Consider the following 16589-nt stretch of genomic DNA (forward strand, 5'->3'; position numbering starts at 1 on the left):
TTGGCATCGGTACGCTGGGGACTTCATCGCACGCCAAGCGTCACCATGAAACCTCTGCGACTCGCACCTGCCTCTGTCACCCTGGGACTGGCCTGCTGGCTGGCTGCCGCCAGTGCCAGCGCTCAAACCAGTGATTTAGCTGCTGCGGCAGACACTGCCGCCGACAAGCCCTCTGCGCTGTCGGGCTGGATGTTTGGCTACGCCCCCCTGGACTGGCACTTCTCCGATGCCAAAAAGGAAAACGATTTCGAGCCTGACGAACAAAAGCATGCCTATGTCTGGCTGATCCAGGCCGAGAAGGAGCTGGACGAACGCCATATCGCAGGCTTTGCCTATTTCAGGAATTCATTCGGTCAGCCCAGCCAGTACGCCTACTACGGCTGGCGCTTCAGGCCGTTTGACAGCGTGCCAGGCCTTTTCTTCAAGGTCACGGGCGGCATCATTCACGGCTACAAGTTTCCGTACAACAAGAAGATCCCGTTCAACAACCGGCATGGCTGGGGCATCACGGCCATTCCGGCCGTGGGCTATGACTTCAATCGGAACTGGGGAGCCCAGGTCAATGTGCTGGGCAATGCCGGCGTGATGTTCCAGCTCAACTACACGGTTCGCTAGGTCGCCAGGAGCGCTCCATCAGGCTCCGCGCAGCCTGGCAAAGTCGGGCGCACGCTTTTCCAGAAAGGCCGCGATGCCTTCGCGGGACTCCTCGCTGCCCTGGGCCTCGACCATATGGTCAGCCTCCAGCGCCAGCTGCTGCTCCAGGCTGTGGTTGTGAGCCACCCGGCACAGTGCCTTGATACGCGCGGTCGCCACCTCCGGCCCCTGGGCCAGTTGCCGCGCCAGTTCCAGCGCCTGGGCCAAGGCCTGGCCCGGCTCCGTCAAGCGGTTGATGCAGCCATGCGCATGCATGCGCTCGCCGCTGATGCGCTCACCCGTCAGGCAGAGCTCGGTCAGCAACTGACGGGACATGAACTCGGCCAGAAAAGACGTCGCGCCACCGTCGGGGGTGAGGCCGACCTTCACATAGGCCACCGAGAAAACCGCCGACCTTGCCGCCACCAGCATGTCGCAAGCCATGGCCAGAGAAAGGCCCGCACCCGCGGCAGCGCCTTCCACCGCCGCGATCACGGGCTTGGGGCAGTCGCGTATGGCACGCATCAGATGGTTGAGATCCTCGAGCCTGAGGCGGCGTTCGGCCAGCGGCATCTCGCGCCGCGTCGCCAGCTGGTTCAGATCGCCGCCAGCGCAGAAATGACCGCCCTCTCCCGTGAGGATCACGGCGGCAACCGAGGCATCGGTGCCGGCCGCACGCAGCGCTTCCATGACCGCGTGGTAGTACTCGGGCGACAGCGCATTGCGCGCGGCCTGGTTGTTGTTGGAGAGAACGAGAACAGCGCCTTCGCGGCGGGTGACAAGAGCAGGATTCACGGCAAACCTCCTGCATCCGACTCTAGCGATGCCGGCATGGCCCGCCTAGCGGGCTTGTGCCCTCTCTTGTCACCTAGCGGACGCCCTCAGCGGCGTGGCCCCCAATGGCCACCGCCATGATGCCAGCCACCAGGGCCATGGTTCCAGCCCCCTTCATGCCAGCCGTAGCCGGGACGTGGCGGCATGGCCCAGCGACCGGGACGCCAGTTGTAGCGTCCGCCGCCCCAGCCCCAGGAGCCGCCGATCCAGACATAGGCCGGCGAGGGAGCCACCGGGATCACCTCGTTGATCAGGGCAGGCGGGGCCATGGGTGCATAGACGTCGCCCGCGACCACCTCGGTTCCATAAGCCGGATAGGCCGGGGCCACCACACAGCCCGTAAGCAGGGCAGCCGAGCCGCCCAGCAGCAAGACCGGCAGCAGGCGGCGGGTCATGGTTTGAGAGATGAAGGACATCACAACTCCTGAAAGTCCGGGGACATGTATATGCTCCTACAACGCAAAAGCCCCTGCCAGTTGTTGACAGGGGCTTGTGAAGCAGCGGTAAAGACCGGCTACTGCCGTTTACACAGGTGTACGCTTAACGGGCGTTTTGCAGTGCAGCAATGCGCTGCTCGATGGGCGGGTGGGTGGAGAACAGCTGGCCGATGCCGCCGGCAATGCCCATGGCCGCCACGCTCTTGGGCAGCTCGCCCGGATGCATGCCGCCCAGACGGGCCAGCGCATTCATCATGGGCTGCTTGCGGCCCATGAGCTGCGCGGCACCCGCGTCGGCACGGAACTCGCGCTGGCGCGAGAACCAGGCCACGATGATGGCGGCGACAAAGCCCAGCAAGATATCCAGCACCACGGTGGTGATCATGTAGCCGATGCCGGGGCCCGAGCTTTGCTCGTCATTGCGGCGCAGAAAGGAATCGACCGCATAGCCGATCACACGCGAGAGGAAGACCACAAAGGTGTTCATCACGCCCTGGATCAGCGTCATGGTCACCATGTCGCCATTGGCGATGTGGGCCACTTCGTGGCCGATCACGGCCTCGACCTCTTCGCGGGTCATGCCTTCGAGCAGCCCCGTGGACACCGCCACCAGGGCCGAGTTCTTGAAGGCGCCGGTCGCAAAGGCGTTGGGCTCGCCCTCATAGATGCCGACCTCGGGCATGCCGATGCCGGCCTTCTCGGCAAAGCCGCGCACGGTGTTGACGATCCAGGCCTCATCGGCATTGCGCGGCTCGTTGATGACCTGCACGCCCGATGTCCACTTGGCCATGGGCTTGGAGATCAGCAGCGAGATGATGGCACCGCCAAAACCCATGATGAAGGCAAAGCCCAGCAGGGCGCCCAGGTTGAGGCCGTTGGCAGTGAGGTAGCGGTTGACGCCCAGCAAGCTGGCGACGATGCCCAATACCGCCACCACGGCGATATTGGTCAGTAGAAATAAGGCAATACGTTTCATCGAGGGTGTACTCCACACAGGGGACAAAATGACCAGAACCCTTGAGGCACCGCCTGTGCAGGGCGAATGCGCATCAAGCCAGTTCTCTTTCTGGCGGTACCCGTTGTTGTGTTGTTTGTACGGTACGTGGGGCTCGGAAAACTAGAGAGTCATCATAGAAGGAAAAGTTCTGGTTTTGCAGGCACCAGTCCGGGATTCCCAATATGGGAATTGGTAGATAGGGCTTGTCGGCCAGATTGCAAGACTGTGTGCGCAGCTGTTCGCACAACCAGTCATCGGCCTCGGCCGGCGATGCCAGGCACGGCGCCTGCTGCGTCGGCACGCAGATCACATGCGCCGTGATGGCCTTGCGCGGCTGGACCAGCTTTTCCAGCAGGGCATGGCCTATGGGCAGGAAGCGCGCCTGCTCCCAAAGCGCCCGCCGGCCCACGAACAGCTCCTGCCAGCGCTTGTCGCGCAGCGCATCGCACAGGGCCTGAGGCGCCAGCAGCAGGCCGCCGTTCTCGTCCAGCACCGTGATCGAGTCGCGCAGGCGCCCGCGCTGCGCCCCCACGCCCTGGCGCGCGATCTCGGCCGCCTGCAATGCATTGAGCCGCTGCTTGAGCAGCGGCCAGTGCAGCCAGATCAGGCCGTTGAAGAAATCATGCAGATTGTCGCGAGTGGGAATGCAGCGCCGGCTGTGGATAAATGCCTCATAGGCCTGACCGACAGGCAGCTGCAGCTGATCGACGAACTGCCAGCCATGATCGCTCAGTGCCGAGGGCAGCCTGTGATTGAGCGCAAGGTACACAGGCATCCCTTTCGCAATGCGCTCCGCCATCGTCCGCCCGGCAGAAGCCAGACAGCTCAGCCAAGGGCGTGACCAGTCGATCGCTAAAAACTCCTCGGCATCGCTGGCACTCGACAGGCCCTGACATGCGGTGCGCAGCGGATTCATGCACTCCATGCCGCTATTTTGGCGGTGGCATTGCGGCCGAGGTGCTCTGGGGCGATGCTGCCTTCTTCATGCGCTTGTCGCGCACGGCGACCCGCGAAGTGCCTTCATCCCGGAATTCAAATGCCTGAATTGCTGCCAGCAGCTTGCTCAAGGAAGGGTAGCCATAGTTGCGCGCATCAAAGGACAGCTTGTTGCCGATATGCGTGCCCAGCTTACCCACCAACGCCCACCCGGCTTCATCTTGGGTAGCCTTCACCGCATCCCGCAACATCGCCAGCAGCTTGGTGTTCTGGCGCAGCAAATTGGTCGGCACCGGCGCCGGAGTCGCCGGCTCCGCAGAGCTTGGTGCTTTTTCAAGGATGGCAGGCACGGCCGTCACAGCTGCGACAAGGCTGGCAGATGACTGTGGCAAAGCGTCCCCCGCATCTTCTTCCAACTCGCGGCGTTCGCTGCGGCTGACAATGCCGTCGCCCAGCTCCTTGAGCGCATCGAAATACAGGAAGCGCGAGCAGGCGTTGACGAAAGCCTTGGGCGTCTGCTCCGCCCCGAATCCATAGACGGCAGCGCCCTTGGCGCGCAAATGCATGACCAGCGGGGTGAAGTCGGCATCCGACGAGACGATGCCGAAGGCATCGGGCTTTTCGGTATAGAGCAGCTCCATGGCATCCACCGTCATGGCCATGTCGGTCGCGTTCTTGCCCTTGGAGTAATCGAACTGCTGCATGGGCCGCACGGCATATTCGAGCAGCTTGCTCTGCCAGCCATGCAGACCGGCCTTGGTCCAGTTGCCATAGGCACGGCGGATATTGATCAGGCCGAAGGTGGACAGCTCGGTCAATATCTCGTCAATCATCTCCGCGGGCGCGTTGTCCGCATCGATCAGCAAGGCAATCCTGGGCTGGACATCGTTGGGCATGCAATCTCCTGAGCGCTGTTTGGCCAAGCCTAACCGAGGCCTTGCGTAAAGCCAAATTAAAAAAGGAGCAGCTTACTCAACTCCTTTCTTGATTTCAGACCGGAAACACCTTTAATTCAAGTGAACACAGGCGCTTGCAGCTACTGTTTTTAATCCAGCATCTTCCAGGGCAAGGCTTCGCCAAAGCGCAGGGGCTTGAGCTGCGCACCTTCGCCGTATTCAAAGCTCACGGGAGGTGTCCAGCTTTCCTTGACCAGGGTGATGGTGTCGGTGTTGCGGGGCAGGCCGTAGAAATCGGCGCCGTTGAAGGAGGCAAAGGCCTCCAGCTTGTCCAGGGCGCCAACGCCGTCAAACACCTCCGCATACATCTCGATGGCGGCGTGGGCGCTGTAGCAGCCGGCGCAGCCGGTCGCGGCTTCCTTCAGATGCGCGGCATGGGGAGCGCTGTCCGTGCCCAGGAAGAACTTGCTGCTGCCGCTGGTGGCGGCCTGCACCAGCGCCAGGCGATGGGTTTCTCGCTTCAGGACCGGCAGGCAGTAGAAGTGCGGTCGCACGCCACCCAGGAAGATGGCATTGCGGTTGAACAGCAAATGCTGGGGCGTGATGGTGGCCGCCAGGAAATCATCGGCTGCGGCCACGTACTCGGCGGCTTCCTTGGTCGTCACATGCTCCATGACGATCCTGAGCTCGGGGAAATCCTTGCGCAGAGGCTTGAGCTGCTGCTCGATGAACACGGCCTCGCGGTCGAACAGGTCGATGCTCTGATCGGTCACTTCACCGTGCACCAGCAGCACCAGGCCTTCGCGCTGCATGGCCTGCAGCGTCGGGTAGATCTTGCGCAGATCGGTCACGCCATGGTCGGAATTGGTCGTGGCACCTGCGGGGTACAGCTTGCAGGCCACCACGCCGGCCGCCTTGGCTCGCACGATTTCCTCGGGGCCCAGGTTGTCCGTCAGATACAGCGTCATCAGCGGCTGGAACCGGCTGCCTGCAGGCACGGCAGACAGAATGCGGGCGCGGTAGTCCGCTGCCATCTCCGCCGTGGTGACCGGGGGCTTGAGGTTGGGCATGATGATGGCACGGCCCATCTGGCGGGCCGTGTGCGGCACCACGCAGCGCATGGCATCGCCATCGCGCACATGCAAGTGCCAATCATCGGGGCGGGTAATCGTGATGGTCTGAGTCATGGCCGATATTGTCCCATCTTCCCTGGCGGCAAGGTCGCACCCGACCCGCAAGAGCAGTGCTCCCACGACGGTCACAGGCTGTTGTCTCTGGCATTTGGCGCAGAAATCCTCAAGAATGAAGCCAAGGAGGAGGTCTTATGTCTGTTCCTCAAGCTCTGGCCGGCACACCTTTGCGCACCGACTTTCTCAGCGCCAGCGACGCTGCCCGGCTGGTCGCGCGCATCGGCATCACCCAGGTGCTGCGCCTGGTCAGCGAAGCCCTGGAGGCCGACTTCGGCCGCTGGCAGGACTTCGACAAAAGCGCGCGTACGGCCGCCCATTCCGCCAGCGGCGTGATCGAGCTGATGCCTGTGGCCGATGCACGGGACTACGCCTTCAAATACGTCAACGGCCATCCGCAAAATCCGCGCCTGGGCCTGCCCACGGTGATGGCTTTCGGCGCGCTGGCCGATGTCGCCACCGGCATGCCGCGCTTTGTCAGCGAGCTGACGCTGACCACGGCCTTGCGCACCGCCGCCACATCGGCCATGGCCGCGCGCCATCTGGCGCGCGCCGGCAACCGCAGCATGGCGCTGATCGGCAACGGCTCGCAAAGCGAATTTCAGGCACTGGCCTTCATGGAACTGCTGGGCGTGCGCGAGCTGCGCCTGTTCGACATTGACCCGGCCGCCTCGCAAAAGCTGCTGCGCAACCTGCAGCCGTTCCTGCCCGGCTTTGGCGCCACGGCCATCGTCTGCACCGGCGTGCGCGATGCCGTGGCCGGCACGGATATCGTGACCACCGCCACCGCCGACAAGACCCGCGCCACCATCATCCCCGGCCATCTGCTGGAGCCCGGCATGCATATCAATGCCGTGGGCGGCGACTGCCCCGGCAAGACGGAGTTCGATGCCAGCGCCCTGCAGCGTGCACAGGTCTTTGTCGAATACGAGCCGCAGACGCGCATCGAAGGCGAGCTGCAACAGATGCCGGCCGACTTTGCCGTGACCGAGCTGTGGCGCGTGCTGCAGAAGCTGGCGCCGGGCCGGACATCGGACGCCCAGATCACCCTGTTCGACTCCGTGGGCTTCGCACTGGAGGACTACTCGGCGCTGCGCACCATGCACCGCCTGGCAGGCGAGGCGGGCCTGCTGTCGCAGATCGAGCTGGTGCCGGAGCTCGCCGACCCCAAGGATCTGTTTGCCATGGTGAGACAGGCATCGAGTCCCCAGTTCACCCATCTTGCGGCCCGTAAGACGGCCTGAAGCGGAGCGGCTTATGACACACACCTCATGCACACTGATAGGTCTTCCCACCGATGTCGGCGCTTCGCGCCTTGGCGCCGCCATGGGGCCCGACGCCCTGCGCGTGGCCCAGCTCGGTCCGGCGCTTGAACGACTGGGCGTACAGGTCAGCGATCTGGGCAACCTGGCCGGCCCCGGCAATCCGCGTGGCGCGCGCGATGCCCAGGGCCTGCGCAATCTGGCCGAATGCCTGAGCTGGAACCAGATCGCCCATGACGCGGTACTGCAGGTGCTGCAGCAAAACCGGCTGCCCATGCTGCTGGGCGGCGACCACACGCTGGCCACGGGCTCCATCAGCGCCGTGGCCCGCCATTGCCGCGCCACGGGCAAGCAGCTGCGCGTGCTCTGGCTGGATGCCCATTCGGACTGCAACACCCCCGACAGTTCGCCCACGGGCAATCTGCACGGCATGCCGGTGTCAAGCCTGTGCGGACTGGGGCCGGCTCAGCTGGCTGCGCTGTCCGGGGCAACTCCCGCCCTGCCCGCCTCATCGTTCTGCCAGATCGGGCTGCGCAGCGTGGACGAGAGCGAGAAGCACATGATCCGCGAGCTGGGGCTGGAGGTCTACGACATGCGCGCCATCGACGAGCTGGGCATGCGTGAAGTCATGCGCCGCGCGCTGGCCACCTTGCTGGGGCGCAACGACAGCGACGTCCATCTGCATCTGAGTTTCGACGTGGACTTTCTCGACCCCGACATCGCGCCCGGCACCGGCACGCCGGTACGCGGCGGCCCCACCTACCGCGAGGCCCAGCTGTGCATGGAAATGATTGCCGACACCGGCCGCCTTGCATCGCTGGACATCGTGGAGCTGAATCCGGCACTGGACCTGCGCAACCAGACGGCGGAGCTGGTGGTGGATCTGGTGCAAAGCCTGTTTGGCCAGAGCACGCTGATGCGCGAGCCTCGCGGCGTGCTGCAATGCTGAGCGACTCAGTCTGAGGCTGGCGCGAGGCCATGAAAAAAGGCGCTCCTGCGAGCGCCTTTTTTGCGGCTTGCCTGCGGCATCAATGCTGCAGGATCTTGTTGAGGAATTCCTTGGTACGCGGCTGGCGGTTTTCGGGATGGCCGAAGAACTCTTCCTTGCTGCAGTCTTCCAGAATCTTGCCGCCCACGTCCATGAAGATCACACGGCTGGCCACCTTGCGTGCAAAACCCATTTCGTGGGTCACGCACATCATGGTCATGCCTTCGTTGGCCAGGCCCATCATCACGTCCAGCACTTCGCCCACCATTTCCGGATCCAGCGCCGAAGTGGGTTCGTCGAACAGCATCACGATGGGGTCCATGGACAGCGCGCGCGCAATGGCCACGCGCTGCTGCTGGCCGCCGGAGAGCTGACCGGGGAACTTGTCCTTGTGAGCGGTCAGGCCCACGCGGTCCAGCATCTTGAGGCCACGGGTCTTGGCATCGGCCGCGCTGCGGCCCAGCACCTTCATCTGCGCGATGGTCAGGTTCTCCGTCACCGACAGATGGGGGAACAGCTCAAAGTGCTGGAACACCATGCCCACGCGGCTGCGCAGCTTGGGCAGATCGGTCTTGGGGTCGTGCACGGCCGTGCCGTCCACAAAGATCTCGCCCTTCTGGAAGGGCTCCAGCGCATTGATGGTCTTGATCAGCGTGGACTTGCCAGAGCCCGAAGGGCCGCACACCACCACCACCTCGCCCTTGTTGATATTGGTGGAGCAATCGGACAGCACCTGAAAGCTGCCGTACCACTTGGAAACGTTCTTGAGTTCAATCATTTTTCACTCCGACTTTTGTCAGTGATCCATCGCAGCGCCTGCAACGGGCTCGGTCAGGCCAGGGACGGCCAGCAAGGGCCGCCCCGCAGCCGAGGCCGTCGTCCCCCTTGAGGGGGAGGGCGCGAAGCGACTCAGGGGGTGTTTCATCGAATAATGGCGATCTTCTTGTGCAGACGCTTGACGAACCAAGACAGTGCAAAGCAGATCACAAAATAGGTCACGGCAGCCGCCAGATAGGACTCGATGGGTCGGCCAAAGTTCTTGCCGGCAATTTCGAAGCCCTTGAGCATGTCGTAGGCACCGATCGCATAGACCAGCGAAGTATCCTGGAACAGGATGATGGTCTGGGTCAGCAGCACGGGCAGCATGTTGCGGAAGGCCTGAGGCAGCACCACCAGACGCATGTTCTGACCATAGGTCATGCCCAGCGCCTGGCCCGCAAACACCTGTCCACGTGGAATGGACTGGATGCCGGCACGCATGATTTCAGAGAAATATGCGGCTTCGAAAGCCACGAAGGTGATGATGGCCGAAGTCTCCGCGCCGATGGGCTTGCCGATCAGCATGGGCATCAGCAGGAAGAACCACAGGATCACCATCACCAGCGGGATGGAGCGCATGCCGTTGACATAGATGGTGGCTGGCAGCTCCAGCCACTTCTTGCCCGAAAGGCGCATCAGCGCCAGCAAGGTGCCGAAGAAGATGCCGCCCAGCGTGGCGACCACCGTCAGGAACACGCTGAAATACAGCCCCTTCAGCACAAAGTTGCTGAACAGTTCCAACGAGAAAAACGACCAGTCGAGGTTGAGATTCATATCAGTGGCCTCCACCGCTGGCTGCAATCAGGCCGGGAACGCGGGAACGCTTCTCGATGAAGGCCATGATGCGGTTGATGATGAAGGCAGAAATCACATACAGACCGGTGACAGCCAGATAGATCTCGACGCCGCGCGCCGTTTCTTCCTGTGCCTGCATGGCGAACATGGTCAGCTCGGCCACTGACACGGCAAATGCCACGGACGAGTTCTTGAACACGTTCATGGCCTCGCTGGTCAGCGGCGGGATGATGATGCGAAACGCCATCGGCAGCAGCACATAGCGGTAGGTCTGGAAGGTCGTGAAACCCACGGCCATACCGGCGTAGCGCTGGCCTCGCGGCAGGGCCTGAATACCGGATCGCACCTGCTCGGCAATACGCGCCGAGGTGAAGAAACCGATGGCAAACACCACCAGCACAAAGCCCGGCAGGGACTTCATGGCCGGCACCATGGCGGGAATCACGTGATACCAGATGAACACCTGGACCAGCAAGGGAATATTGCGGAACAACTCCACCCAGGCATTGCCCAGGCGCACGATCCACGGACGGTCGGGCAAGGTACGCAAGGTACCGATGACTGCGCCCAGCACCAGGGCAATGACCAGCGACAGCAAGGCCACCGCCACGGTCCAGCCCCAGGCCGACATCATCCAGTCCAGATAGGTGATGTCACCGTTCTTGCCAAAACAACTCTGCCCGACCTCTTGGGTAATGGTGTCCTCACAGAACACCTGCCAATCCCAACTCATACGAGCACCTCTTTCATTCTCGGTTTATGAGGGCAAACGCTCACACCGGCCCTCGCAACAAAAAAGCCCCTTCTAACCGCTTGGCAGAAGGGGCGGTACACCTATTGGGCGGGATTACTTGACTTCGTAAGCTTCCATGGGCTTGTCGTTGGGGTGAGCCCACGCATCCTTGGTGGCAGCCGACAGCGGCAGGCCCACCTTCACGTTGTTGGGAGGAATGGGCTGCAGGAACCACTTGTCGTACAGCTTGGTCAGGGAGCCATCCTTGATCTGACGCACGATGGATTCGTCCACGGCCTTCTTGAAGGCGGGATCGTCCTTGCGCATCATGCAGGCGATGGGTTCCACCGACAGCACTTCACCCACGATCTTGTAATCGTTGGGGGCCTTGGACTTGGAGATGTTGGCGGCCAGGATGGAGCCGTCCATGATGAAGGCGTCGGCACGGCCGGTTTCCAGCATCAGGAAGCTGTCGGCGTGGTCCTTGCCCATGACTTCCTTGAAGGTCAGGCCGTCGGCGCGCTTGTTCTTGCGCAGGGTCTGCACGGAAGTCGTGCCCGTCGTGGTCACGATGGTCTTGCCGTTCAGGTCCTTGATGCCGGTGATGCCCGAGTTGGCACGGGTGGCGATACGCACTTCTTCCACATAGGTGGTGAAGGCGAAGGCTGCGTCCTTCTGACGAGCCGTGTTGTTGGTGGTGGAGCCGCACTCGATGTCCACGGTGCCGTTCTGCACCAGAGGAATACGGTTTTGCGAGGTCACGGGCTGGTACTTCACTTCCAGCGCTGTCAGGCCCAGTTGCTTCTGGATGTCCTTGAGGATGCGCTCACCCATTTCGGTATGGAAGCCCACATATTTGCCATTGCCCAGCGTATAGCCCAGGCCGGACGACTCACGTACGCCCAGAGTGACGCTGCCGGTGGACTTGATCTTGGCCAGGGTGTCATTGGCCTGTGCAAACACGGTGCCAGTTGCCAGTGCGGTTACGGCGATGGCCAACAAATGCTTCTTCATACGGATCTCCTATTGGTAAGGACCAAAAACGCTTGCCACTCCTTAACGCATCGCCCTTTGTGAGGGTGGACAGGTTGCGTTAACAAATGTACTGCACACATTGTGCAGTCATGAAGATGGCTGAATTGCAATCATTTCTAAGACTTTTCCCGTAGGGAATTCAGGAAGGCAACCACCTACTCACCGCCTCAATCTTGTGTTGCAAAGCAGCACCTCTTTTTGTGCAAGCTGCGAACTCTAATGCTTTCGTGATTTCACAAGCTAATGCCGATGGCAAAAATCCTTATGCGCAACTTGCATATTCAGTATTTACCCGATGCATAACATTAGGGTTTTCACCAGTAAAACACCCAAAATCACTCAAACCTGGTCACACAAGCAAGAAAAGGGCCAATTGGCCCTTTTGGAAGAAAAGCAACACTCGGTCGGGTTACACAGCCTTGACCTCGCCACCCGCAATCTCGCCCTGCTCCTTGAGGAAGTTCCAGAGCGCGGCAGCTCCTCCCTGGGGCGCATCGCCCGTGGGTTTTTCCCGATAGGCCCGCACCTCCATGTCCATCTGGAAACCGGTCACGCCCTCGGGCACGGCGCGCACCAGACGGCCGGACTCCAGCTCGCCACGCACCGCGCTATAGGGCAAAAAGGCCACGCCATGACCTTCAAGTGCCATGGCCTTGAGACCTTCGGCCATGTCGGTTTCATAGACACGCTCGAGGTGCACGGCCTCGGACGCTTCCTTGAGGATCAGCTCCGTCACGCGGCCCAGATAGGCGCCGGCGGCATAGCCCAGATAGGGCAGCGGCTGGCCCTGGCGGCCGGGCAGGGCAAAGATAGGGTTGCCGTTCTCGTCGGGCTTGGAGTAGGGAGCCAGCACCTCATGCCCAAGGCTCACCATTTCATAGCGCGAGGGGTCGAGCTGGAAAGGCTGGGAAGAGTGGTAGTAGGCGATCAGCAGATCGCAGCCGCCTTCCACGAGGCGCATCACCGCATCGTGAACATTGAGGGCGAACAGACGGCTGCGGAAAGGGCCGAACTTCTCATGCACGGCCGACACCCAGTTCGGGAAGAACGTGAACGCCAGCGTATGTGGCACGGCAAAGCCCACCATGCCCTTGCCCGCACTGACGTGGGCACGCAGCATGGTCCGGGTGCTCTGCAGGGACTGCAGAATCTCCAGCGCCTGCTCGTACATGGTCTTGCCTGCTGGCGTCAGTCGCGTCGGGTACGAGCTTCTGTCGACCAGATCCGTGCCCGCCCAGGCCTCCAGTGCCTGGATGCGGCGCGAGAACGCAGGCTGCGTCACGTGACGCAACTGGGCCGAGCGGCTGAAACTGCGGGTTTCAGCAAGGCTGACAAAATCTTCAAGCCATTTGGTTTCCATAGACTCTCATTATCCGCTGCCCTGCACCAAAGCTGTGCAACGGAGGTAATCCTTGTTGGATGCTAAACGGGACACAGCACGGACTCGGCGCCAAGCCCGCCCTGCTCATCAGACCCTAGGGTAATGCCTGCTGCACGACGTAAGCCATGCGACATAGATACCTTGATAATATTTGCTCACATCTATCCGGTGTGTCTACTCGCTCCAAGCCATCCCGGTGCACAACGCCGTGAAGGTCAAGGAACAACATAAGGACTTACGCAGACAAGAATGCAACAACGGCCTGCCTCCTGAGGCAATCGTCTTGCCTGAACCCGTTTTGCGTAAGTCGTGAACATAAGGGCATTTTCATCGAGTGCGCGCGGATCACGCCATTCAGGCGAGCTGCCCTGACCCCTGTGTGTTTTTCTGACTTTCCGCGTTCATGTCCTCCACTCCTCCCGAGACCGATGGTGGCGCCGATACCGGCGCGCGCCCGGACGAGCCTCGCTCACTGCGCATTGAAGACTGGCTGACCGTGATCATCATGGCCGCTCTGGCCCTGATCACCTTTGCCAATGTGCTGGTGCGCTATTTCACCAACTCCTCCTTTGCCTGGACCGAGGAAATCTCGGTCTTTCTGATGATCTTGCTGGCCCTGGTCGCAGGCTCTGCCGCCGTGGCGCGCAATCAGCATATCCGCATCGAGTTTTTCTCGGACAGCGGCTCCGTCCAGCGCCGCAAGGCTCTGGCCCGTTTCGGCTCGCTGATGGTGGCGCTGCTGTTTGCCATCATTGCCGTGCTCAGCGTGCGCGTGGTCTGGGACGACTTCCGCTTCGAGGAAACCTCGCCCGGCATCGGCGTGCCGCAGTGGTGGTATTCGATCTGGCTGCCCGTGGTCTCGGCCCTGATCACGCTGCGCGCCGTCGGCCTGTTCATCCGCCAGGGCAAGCCCGGCGCCTTCCCTGACGAGCCCGTGGAAAAAGACCACAGCAAGGAGATCGCATGATCGCCACCTTGCTGTTCGTGGCCTTTCTGGGCCTGATGTTCATCGGCGTGCCCATAGGCACGGCCCTCGGTCTGGCCGGTGCGGCCGCGATTGCCCTGGCCAATGCCGATACGCAGTGGTTCGGCCTGCTGGCCGTGCCGCAGAATTTCTATGCCGGGCTGGGCAAGTATCCGCTGCTGGCGATTCCCATGTTCGTGCTCGTGGGCTCCATCTTCGATCGCTCGGGCGTTGCCCTGCGGCTGGTGAACTTTGCCGTGGCCATCGTGGGCCGCGGCCCCGGCATGCTGCCGCTGGTGGCGATCGCCGTGGCCATGTTCCTGGGCGGCATCTCCGGCTCCGGACCGGCCAATGCGGCGGCCGTGGGCGGCGTGATGATTGCCGCCATGAGCCGCGCCGGCTATCCCAAGAGCTTCTCGGCCAGCGTGGTCGGAGCGGCCGCAGCGACGGACATTCTGATTCCGCCTTCGGTGGCTTTCATCATCTACTCGGTGCTGGTGCCCGGTGCTTCGGTGCCGGCCCTGTTCGCGGCCGGCATGATTCCCGGCGTGCTGGCGGGTATCGCGCTCATCATTCCCGCCGTGTGGATGTCGCGCAAGCACAAGATGGGCGCGCTCGAAGCCTCCATGCCCCGCCCGCTGTTCTGGAAGAGCCTGCGCGAGGCTTCCTGGGGCCTGGCAGCTCCGGTGCTGATCCTGGGCGGCATGCGCATGGGCTGGTTCACCCCCACCGAGGCCGCCGTGGTTGCCGTGTTCTACGGGCTGTTCGTCGGCATGGTGATTCACCGCACTATCGGCGTGCGCGACCTCTTCCCGATTCTGCGCGAAGCGGGCGAGCTGTCGGCCGTGATCCTGCTGGTGGTGTCGCTGGCCGGCATTTTTGCCTTCTCGCTGTCCACACTGGGCGTGATCGATCCGGTGGCCAATGCCATCGTGAATTCCGGTCTCGGCGAATACGGCGTGCTGGGTCTGCTGATCCTGCTGCTGATCACCGTGGGCATGTTCCTGGACGGAATCTCGATCTTCCTGATCTTTGTACCACTGCTGCTGCCCATCATGAATCACTACCAGTGGGACCCCGTCTGGTTTGGCGTGATCCTCACGCTCAAGGTGGCACTGGGCCAGTTCACGCCGCCGCTGGCCGTGAACCTGATGGTCAGCTGCCGCATCGCGGGCGTGCGCATGGAGTCCACCGTGCGCTGGGTAGGCTGGATGCTGCTGTCCATGTTCGTCGTGATGATTCTGGTCATTGCCTTCCCGCAGCTCGCTCTGTGGCTGCCCGCAAAGATGGGCTATTGATTCCAGCAGTTGCGGCACTGGAGGCCGCAACTGCTCATTCCTGCTTTCCAGTTCTTTCGTTTCTAAAAGGGAGACAAACCATATGAAACTTCGTACCTTCCTCGCATCCGCCGTGGCCACTGCCGCCGCTCTGGCCTTTGCATCGCCCATGGCCATGGCACAGGCCAAGTACAAGAGCGAATACCGCATGTCCCTGGTGCTGGGCACGGCCTTCCCCTGGGGCAAGGGCGGCGAGCTGTGGGCCGACAAGGTGCGCGAGCGCACCCAGGGCCGCATCAACATCAAGCTCTACCCCGGCACCTCGCTGGTGCAGGGCGACCAGACGCGTGAGTTCTCCGCGCTGCGCCAGGGCGTGATCGACATGGCCGTGGGCTCGACCATCAACTGGTCGCCCCAGGTCAAGTCGCTGAACCTGTTCTCCATGCCCTTCCTCTTCCCCAACTTCAAGGCCGTGGATGCCGTGACCCAGGGCGAAGTGGGCCAGGAAATCTTCAAGACCCTGGAAAAAGGCGGCGTGGTGCCTCTGGCCTGGGGTGAGAACGGCTACCGCGAAATATCCAACTCCAAGCACGCCATCAAGACGCCTGCCGACCTCAAGGGCATGAAGATCCGCGTCGTGGGCTCGCCCCTGTTCCTGGACACCTTCACGGCCCTGGGCGCCAACCCCACGCAGATGAGCTGGGCCGATGCCCAGCCGGCCATGGCCAGCGGCGCCGTGGACGGCCAGGAGAACCCCATCGGCGTGTACATGGCGGCCAAGCTGCAGTCCGTGGGCCAGAAGCATCTGACCATGTGGGGCTATATGAACGACCCGCTGATCTTCGTCGTCAACAAGGACGTCTGGGCCAGCTGGACGCCTGCCGACCAGGCCATCGTCAAACAGGCCGCGCTGGATGCCGCCAAGGAAGAAATCGCCATTGCACGCAAGGGCCTGGTCGAGGCCGACAAGCCCTTGCTCAAGGACCTGGCCGGCCTGGGCGTGACCGTGACCACGCCTAACGCCGCCGAGCGCGAAGCCTTTGTCAAGGCCACCCGCCCCGTCTACGACAAGTGGAAGAGCCAGATCGGCGCACCGCTGGTCGACAAGGCCGAAAAAGCCATTGCCGCCAGCCAGAAATAAGCTCCCCCTGAGCCGCTACGCCTAGGCGGCCCCGCGGCTTCCCCCTCTCTCTTCGGGAGGGGGACGACACCCTCGCTGCGGGGCGGCCCTTGCTTGGTGTCACTGGTTTGGTCCGCGCCAGCTTCATGACGCCGCAGATAGTAAAAATCCCCGCCAGAGCAATCTGCGCGGGGATTTCTTATTGCTATGAATATCAAAGCTATAAGCGCTTGATATAAGTGAATTTCAAAGTAAAATCATATTGAAATACAACAATATCAAGCGCAATAAGCTT

At 62.1% G+C, this 16589-nt stretch carries 17 protein-coding genes; 6 read left to right on the forward strand and 11 right to left on the reverse strand.

Annotation, left to right across the window (positions count from 1 at the left end; translation table 11 throughout):
* Positions 1-45 precede the first annotated feature (45 nt).
* The gene (locus FSY59_RS13375) at positions 46-615 is read left to right on the forward strand and encodes a hypothetical protein (protein ID WP_003051130.1); all 570 of its coding nucleotides are present in this window, start codon (positions 46-48) and stop codon (positions 613-615) included.
* 18 nt (positions 616-633) lie between these two features.
* Here the strand turns inward: FSY59_RS13375 and FSY59_RS13380 are convergent, their stop codons facing one another.
* The 6 genes from FSY59_RS13380 to pyrC form a co-directional block, all read right to left on the reverse strand.
* The gene (locus FSY59_RS13380) at positions 634-1428 is read right to left on the reverse strand and encodes an oxepin-CoA hydrolase, alternative type (protein ID WP_003051129.1); all 795 of its coding nucleotides are present in this window, start codon (positions 1426-1428) and stop codon (positions 634-636) included.
* A gap of 86 nt (positions 1429-1514) precedes the next feature.
* Complete coding sequence (locus tag FSY59_RS13385) at positions 1515-1883, reverse strand: YXWGXW repeat-containing protein (protein ID WP_003051127.1); 369 nt, start codon at positions 1881-1883, stop codon at positions 1515-1517.
* A 124-nt stretch (positions 1884-2007) separates the two neighbouring features.
* Positions 2008-2880: a protease HtpX gene (htpX, locus tag FSY59_RS13390; RefSeq protein ID WP_003051126.1), complete on the reverse strand. Its 873-nt coding sequence runs from the start codon at positions 2878-2880 to the stop codon at positions 2008-2010.
* 73 nt (positions 2881-2953) lie between these two features.
* Entirely contained in the window at positions 2954-3676 is a 723-nt protein-coding gene (locus FSY59_RS13395; protein ID WP_370458233.1) for a DUF3025 domain-containing protein, read from the reverse strand.
* Between the two features lie 154 nt (positions 3677-3830).
* Complete coding sequence (locus FSY59_RS13400) at positions 3831-4733, reverse strand: NYN domain-containing protein (protein WP_003051124.1); 903 nt, start codon at positions 4731-4733, stop codon at positions 3831-3833.
* A gap of 149 nt (positions 4734-4882) precedes the next feature.
* On the reverse strand, positions 4883-5929 hold the full coding sequence (pyrC, locus tag FSY59_RS13405) for a dihydroorotase (protein WP_187427926.1): 1047 nt from the start codon (positions 5927-5929) through the stop codon (positions 4883-4885).
* 128 nt (positions 5930-6057) lie between these two features.
* Between pyrC and FSY59_RS13410 the strand changes: the two genes are divergently transcribed.
* Together FSY59_RS13410 and rocF are read left to right on the forward strand one after the other, a co-directional pair.
* Positions 6058-7164: an ornithine cyclodeaminase gene (locus FSY59_RS13410; protein WP_148729110.1), complete on the forward strand. Its 1107-nt coding sequence runs from the start codon at positions 6058-6060 to the stop codon at positions 7162-7164.
* A 13-nt stretch (positions 7165-7177) separates the two neighbouring features.
* Positions 7178-8131, forward strand: coding sequence for an arginase (gene rocF, locus FSY59_RS13415; RefSeq protein ID WP_003051121.1), 954 nt, complete (start codon positions 7178-7180; stop codon positions 8129-8131).
* 79 nt (positions 8132-8210) lie between these two features.
* Here rocF and FSY59_RS13420 read toward each other — a convergent pair whose 3' ends face one another.
* The 5 genes from FSY59_RS13420 to FSY59_RS13440 all read right to left on the reverse strand — a co-directional run bounded on the left by FSY59_RS13420 (position 8211) and on the right by FSY59_RS13440 (position 12912).
* Positions 8211-8948 (reverse strand): amino acid ABC transporter ATP-binding protein, encoded by a 738-nt coding sequence (locus FSY59_RS13420; RefSeq protein WP_003051120.1) that lies wholly within the window; start codon positions 8946-8948, stop codon positions 8211-8213.
* A gap of 143 nt (positions 8949-9091) precedes the next feature.
* The gene (locus FSY59_RS13425) at positions 9092-9763 is read right to left on the reverse strand and encodes an amino acid ABC transporter permease (RefSeq protein WP_003051118.1); all 672 of its coding nucleotides are present in this window, start codon (positions 9761-9763) and stop codon (positions 9092-9094) included.
* Between the two features lies 1 nt (position 9764).
* The gene (locus FSY59_RS13430; protein WP_003051116.1) at positions 9765-10517 is read right to left on the reverse strand and encodes an amino acid ABC transporter permease; all 753 of its coding nucleotides are present in this window, start codon (positions 10515-10517) and stop codon (positions 9765-9767) included.
* Between the two features lie 114 nt (positions 10518-10631).
* Entirely contained in the window at positions 10632-11531 is a 900-nt protein-coding gene (locus FSY59_RS13435) for a transporter substrate-binding domain-containing protein (RefSeq protein WP_003051113.1), read from the reverse strand.
* A gap of 430 nt (positions 11532-11961) precedes the next feature.
* Positions 11962-12912 carry a LysR substrate-binding domain-containing protein gene (locus tag FSY59_RS13440; RefSeq protein WP_003051111.1) on the reverse strand — a complete coding sequence of 317 codons (951 nt, stop codon included), beginning with the start codon at positions 12910-12912 and terminating at the stop codon, positions 11962-11964.
* 424 nt (positions 12913-13336) lie between these two features.
* Here FSY59_RS13440 and FSY59_RS13445 point away from each other — a divergent pair, with 424 nt between their 5' ends.
* The 3 genes from FSY59_RS13445 (at position 13337) to FSY59_RS13455 (ending at position 16315) form a co-directional block, all read left to right on the forward strand.
* A complete protein-coding gene (locus FSY59_RS13445; protein ID WP_003051108.1) occupies positions 13337-13900 on the forward strand; it encodes a TRAP transporter small permease in 564 nt (187 codons plus the stop codon).
* Positions 13897-15195: a TRAP transporter large permease gene (locus FSY59_RS13450; RefSeq protein ID WP_148729111.1), complete on the forward strand. Its 1299-nt coding sequence runs from the start codon at positions 13897-13899 to the stop codon at positions 15193-15195. The genes FSY59_RS13445 and FSY59_RS13450 overlap by 4 nt, the downstream gene beginning before the upstream one ends.
* Positions 15196-15277: 82 nt before the next feature.
* The gene (locus tag FSY59_RS13455) at positions 15278-16315 is read left to right on the forward strand and encodes a DctP family TRAP transporter solute-binding subunit (protein WP_043008642.1); all 1038 of its coding nucleotides are present in this window, start codon (positions 15278-15280) and stop codon (positions 16313-16315) included.
* Positions 16316-16589 lie beyond the last annotated feature (274 nt).

It is taken from the genome of Comamonas sp. Z3, from assembly GCF_008121565.1.
GTDB lineage: Bacteria > Pseudomonadota > Gammaproteobacteria > Burkholderiales > Burkholderiaceae_C > Comamonas > Comamonas brasiliensis.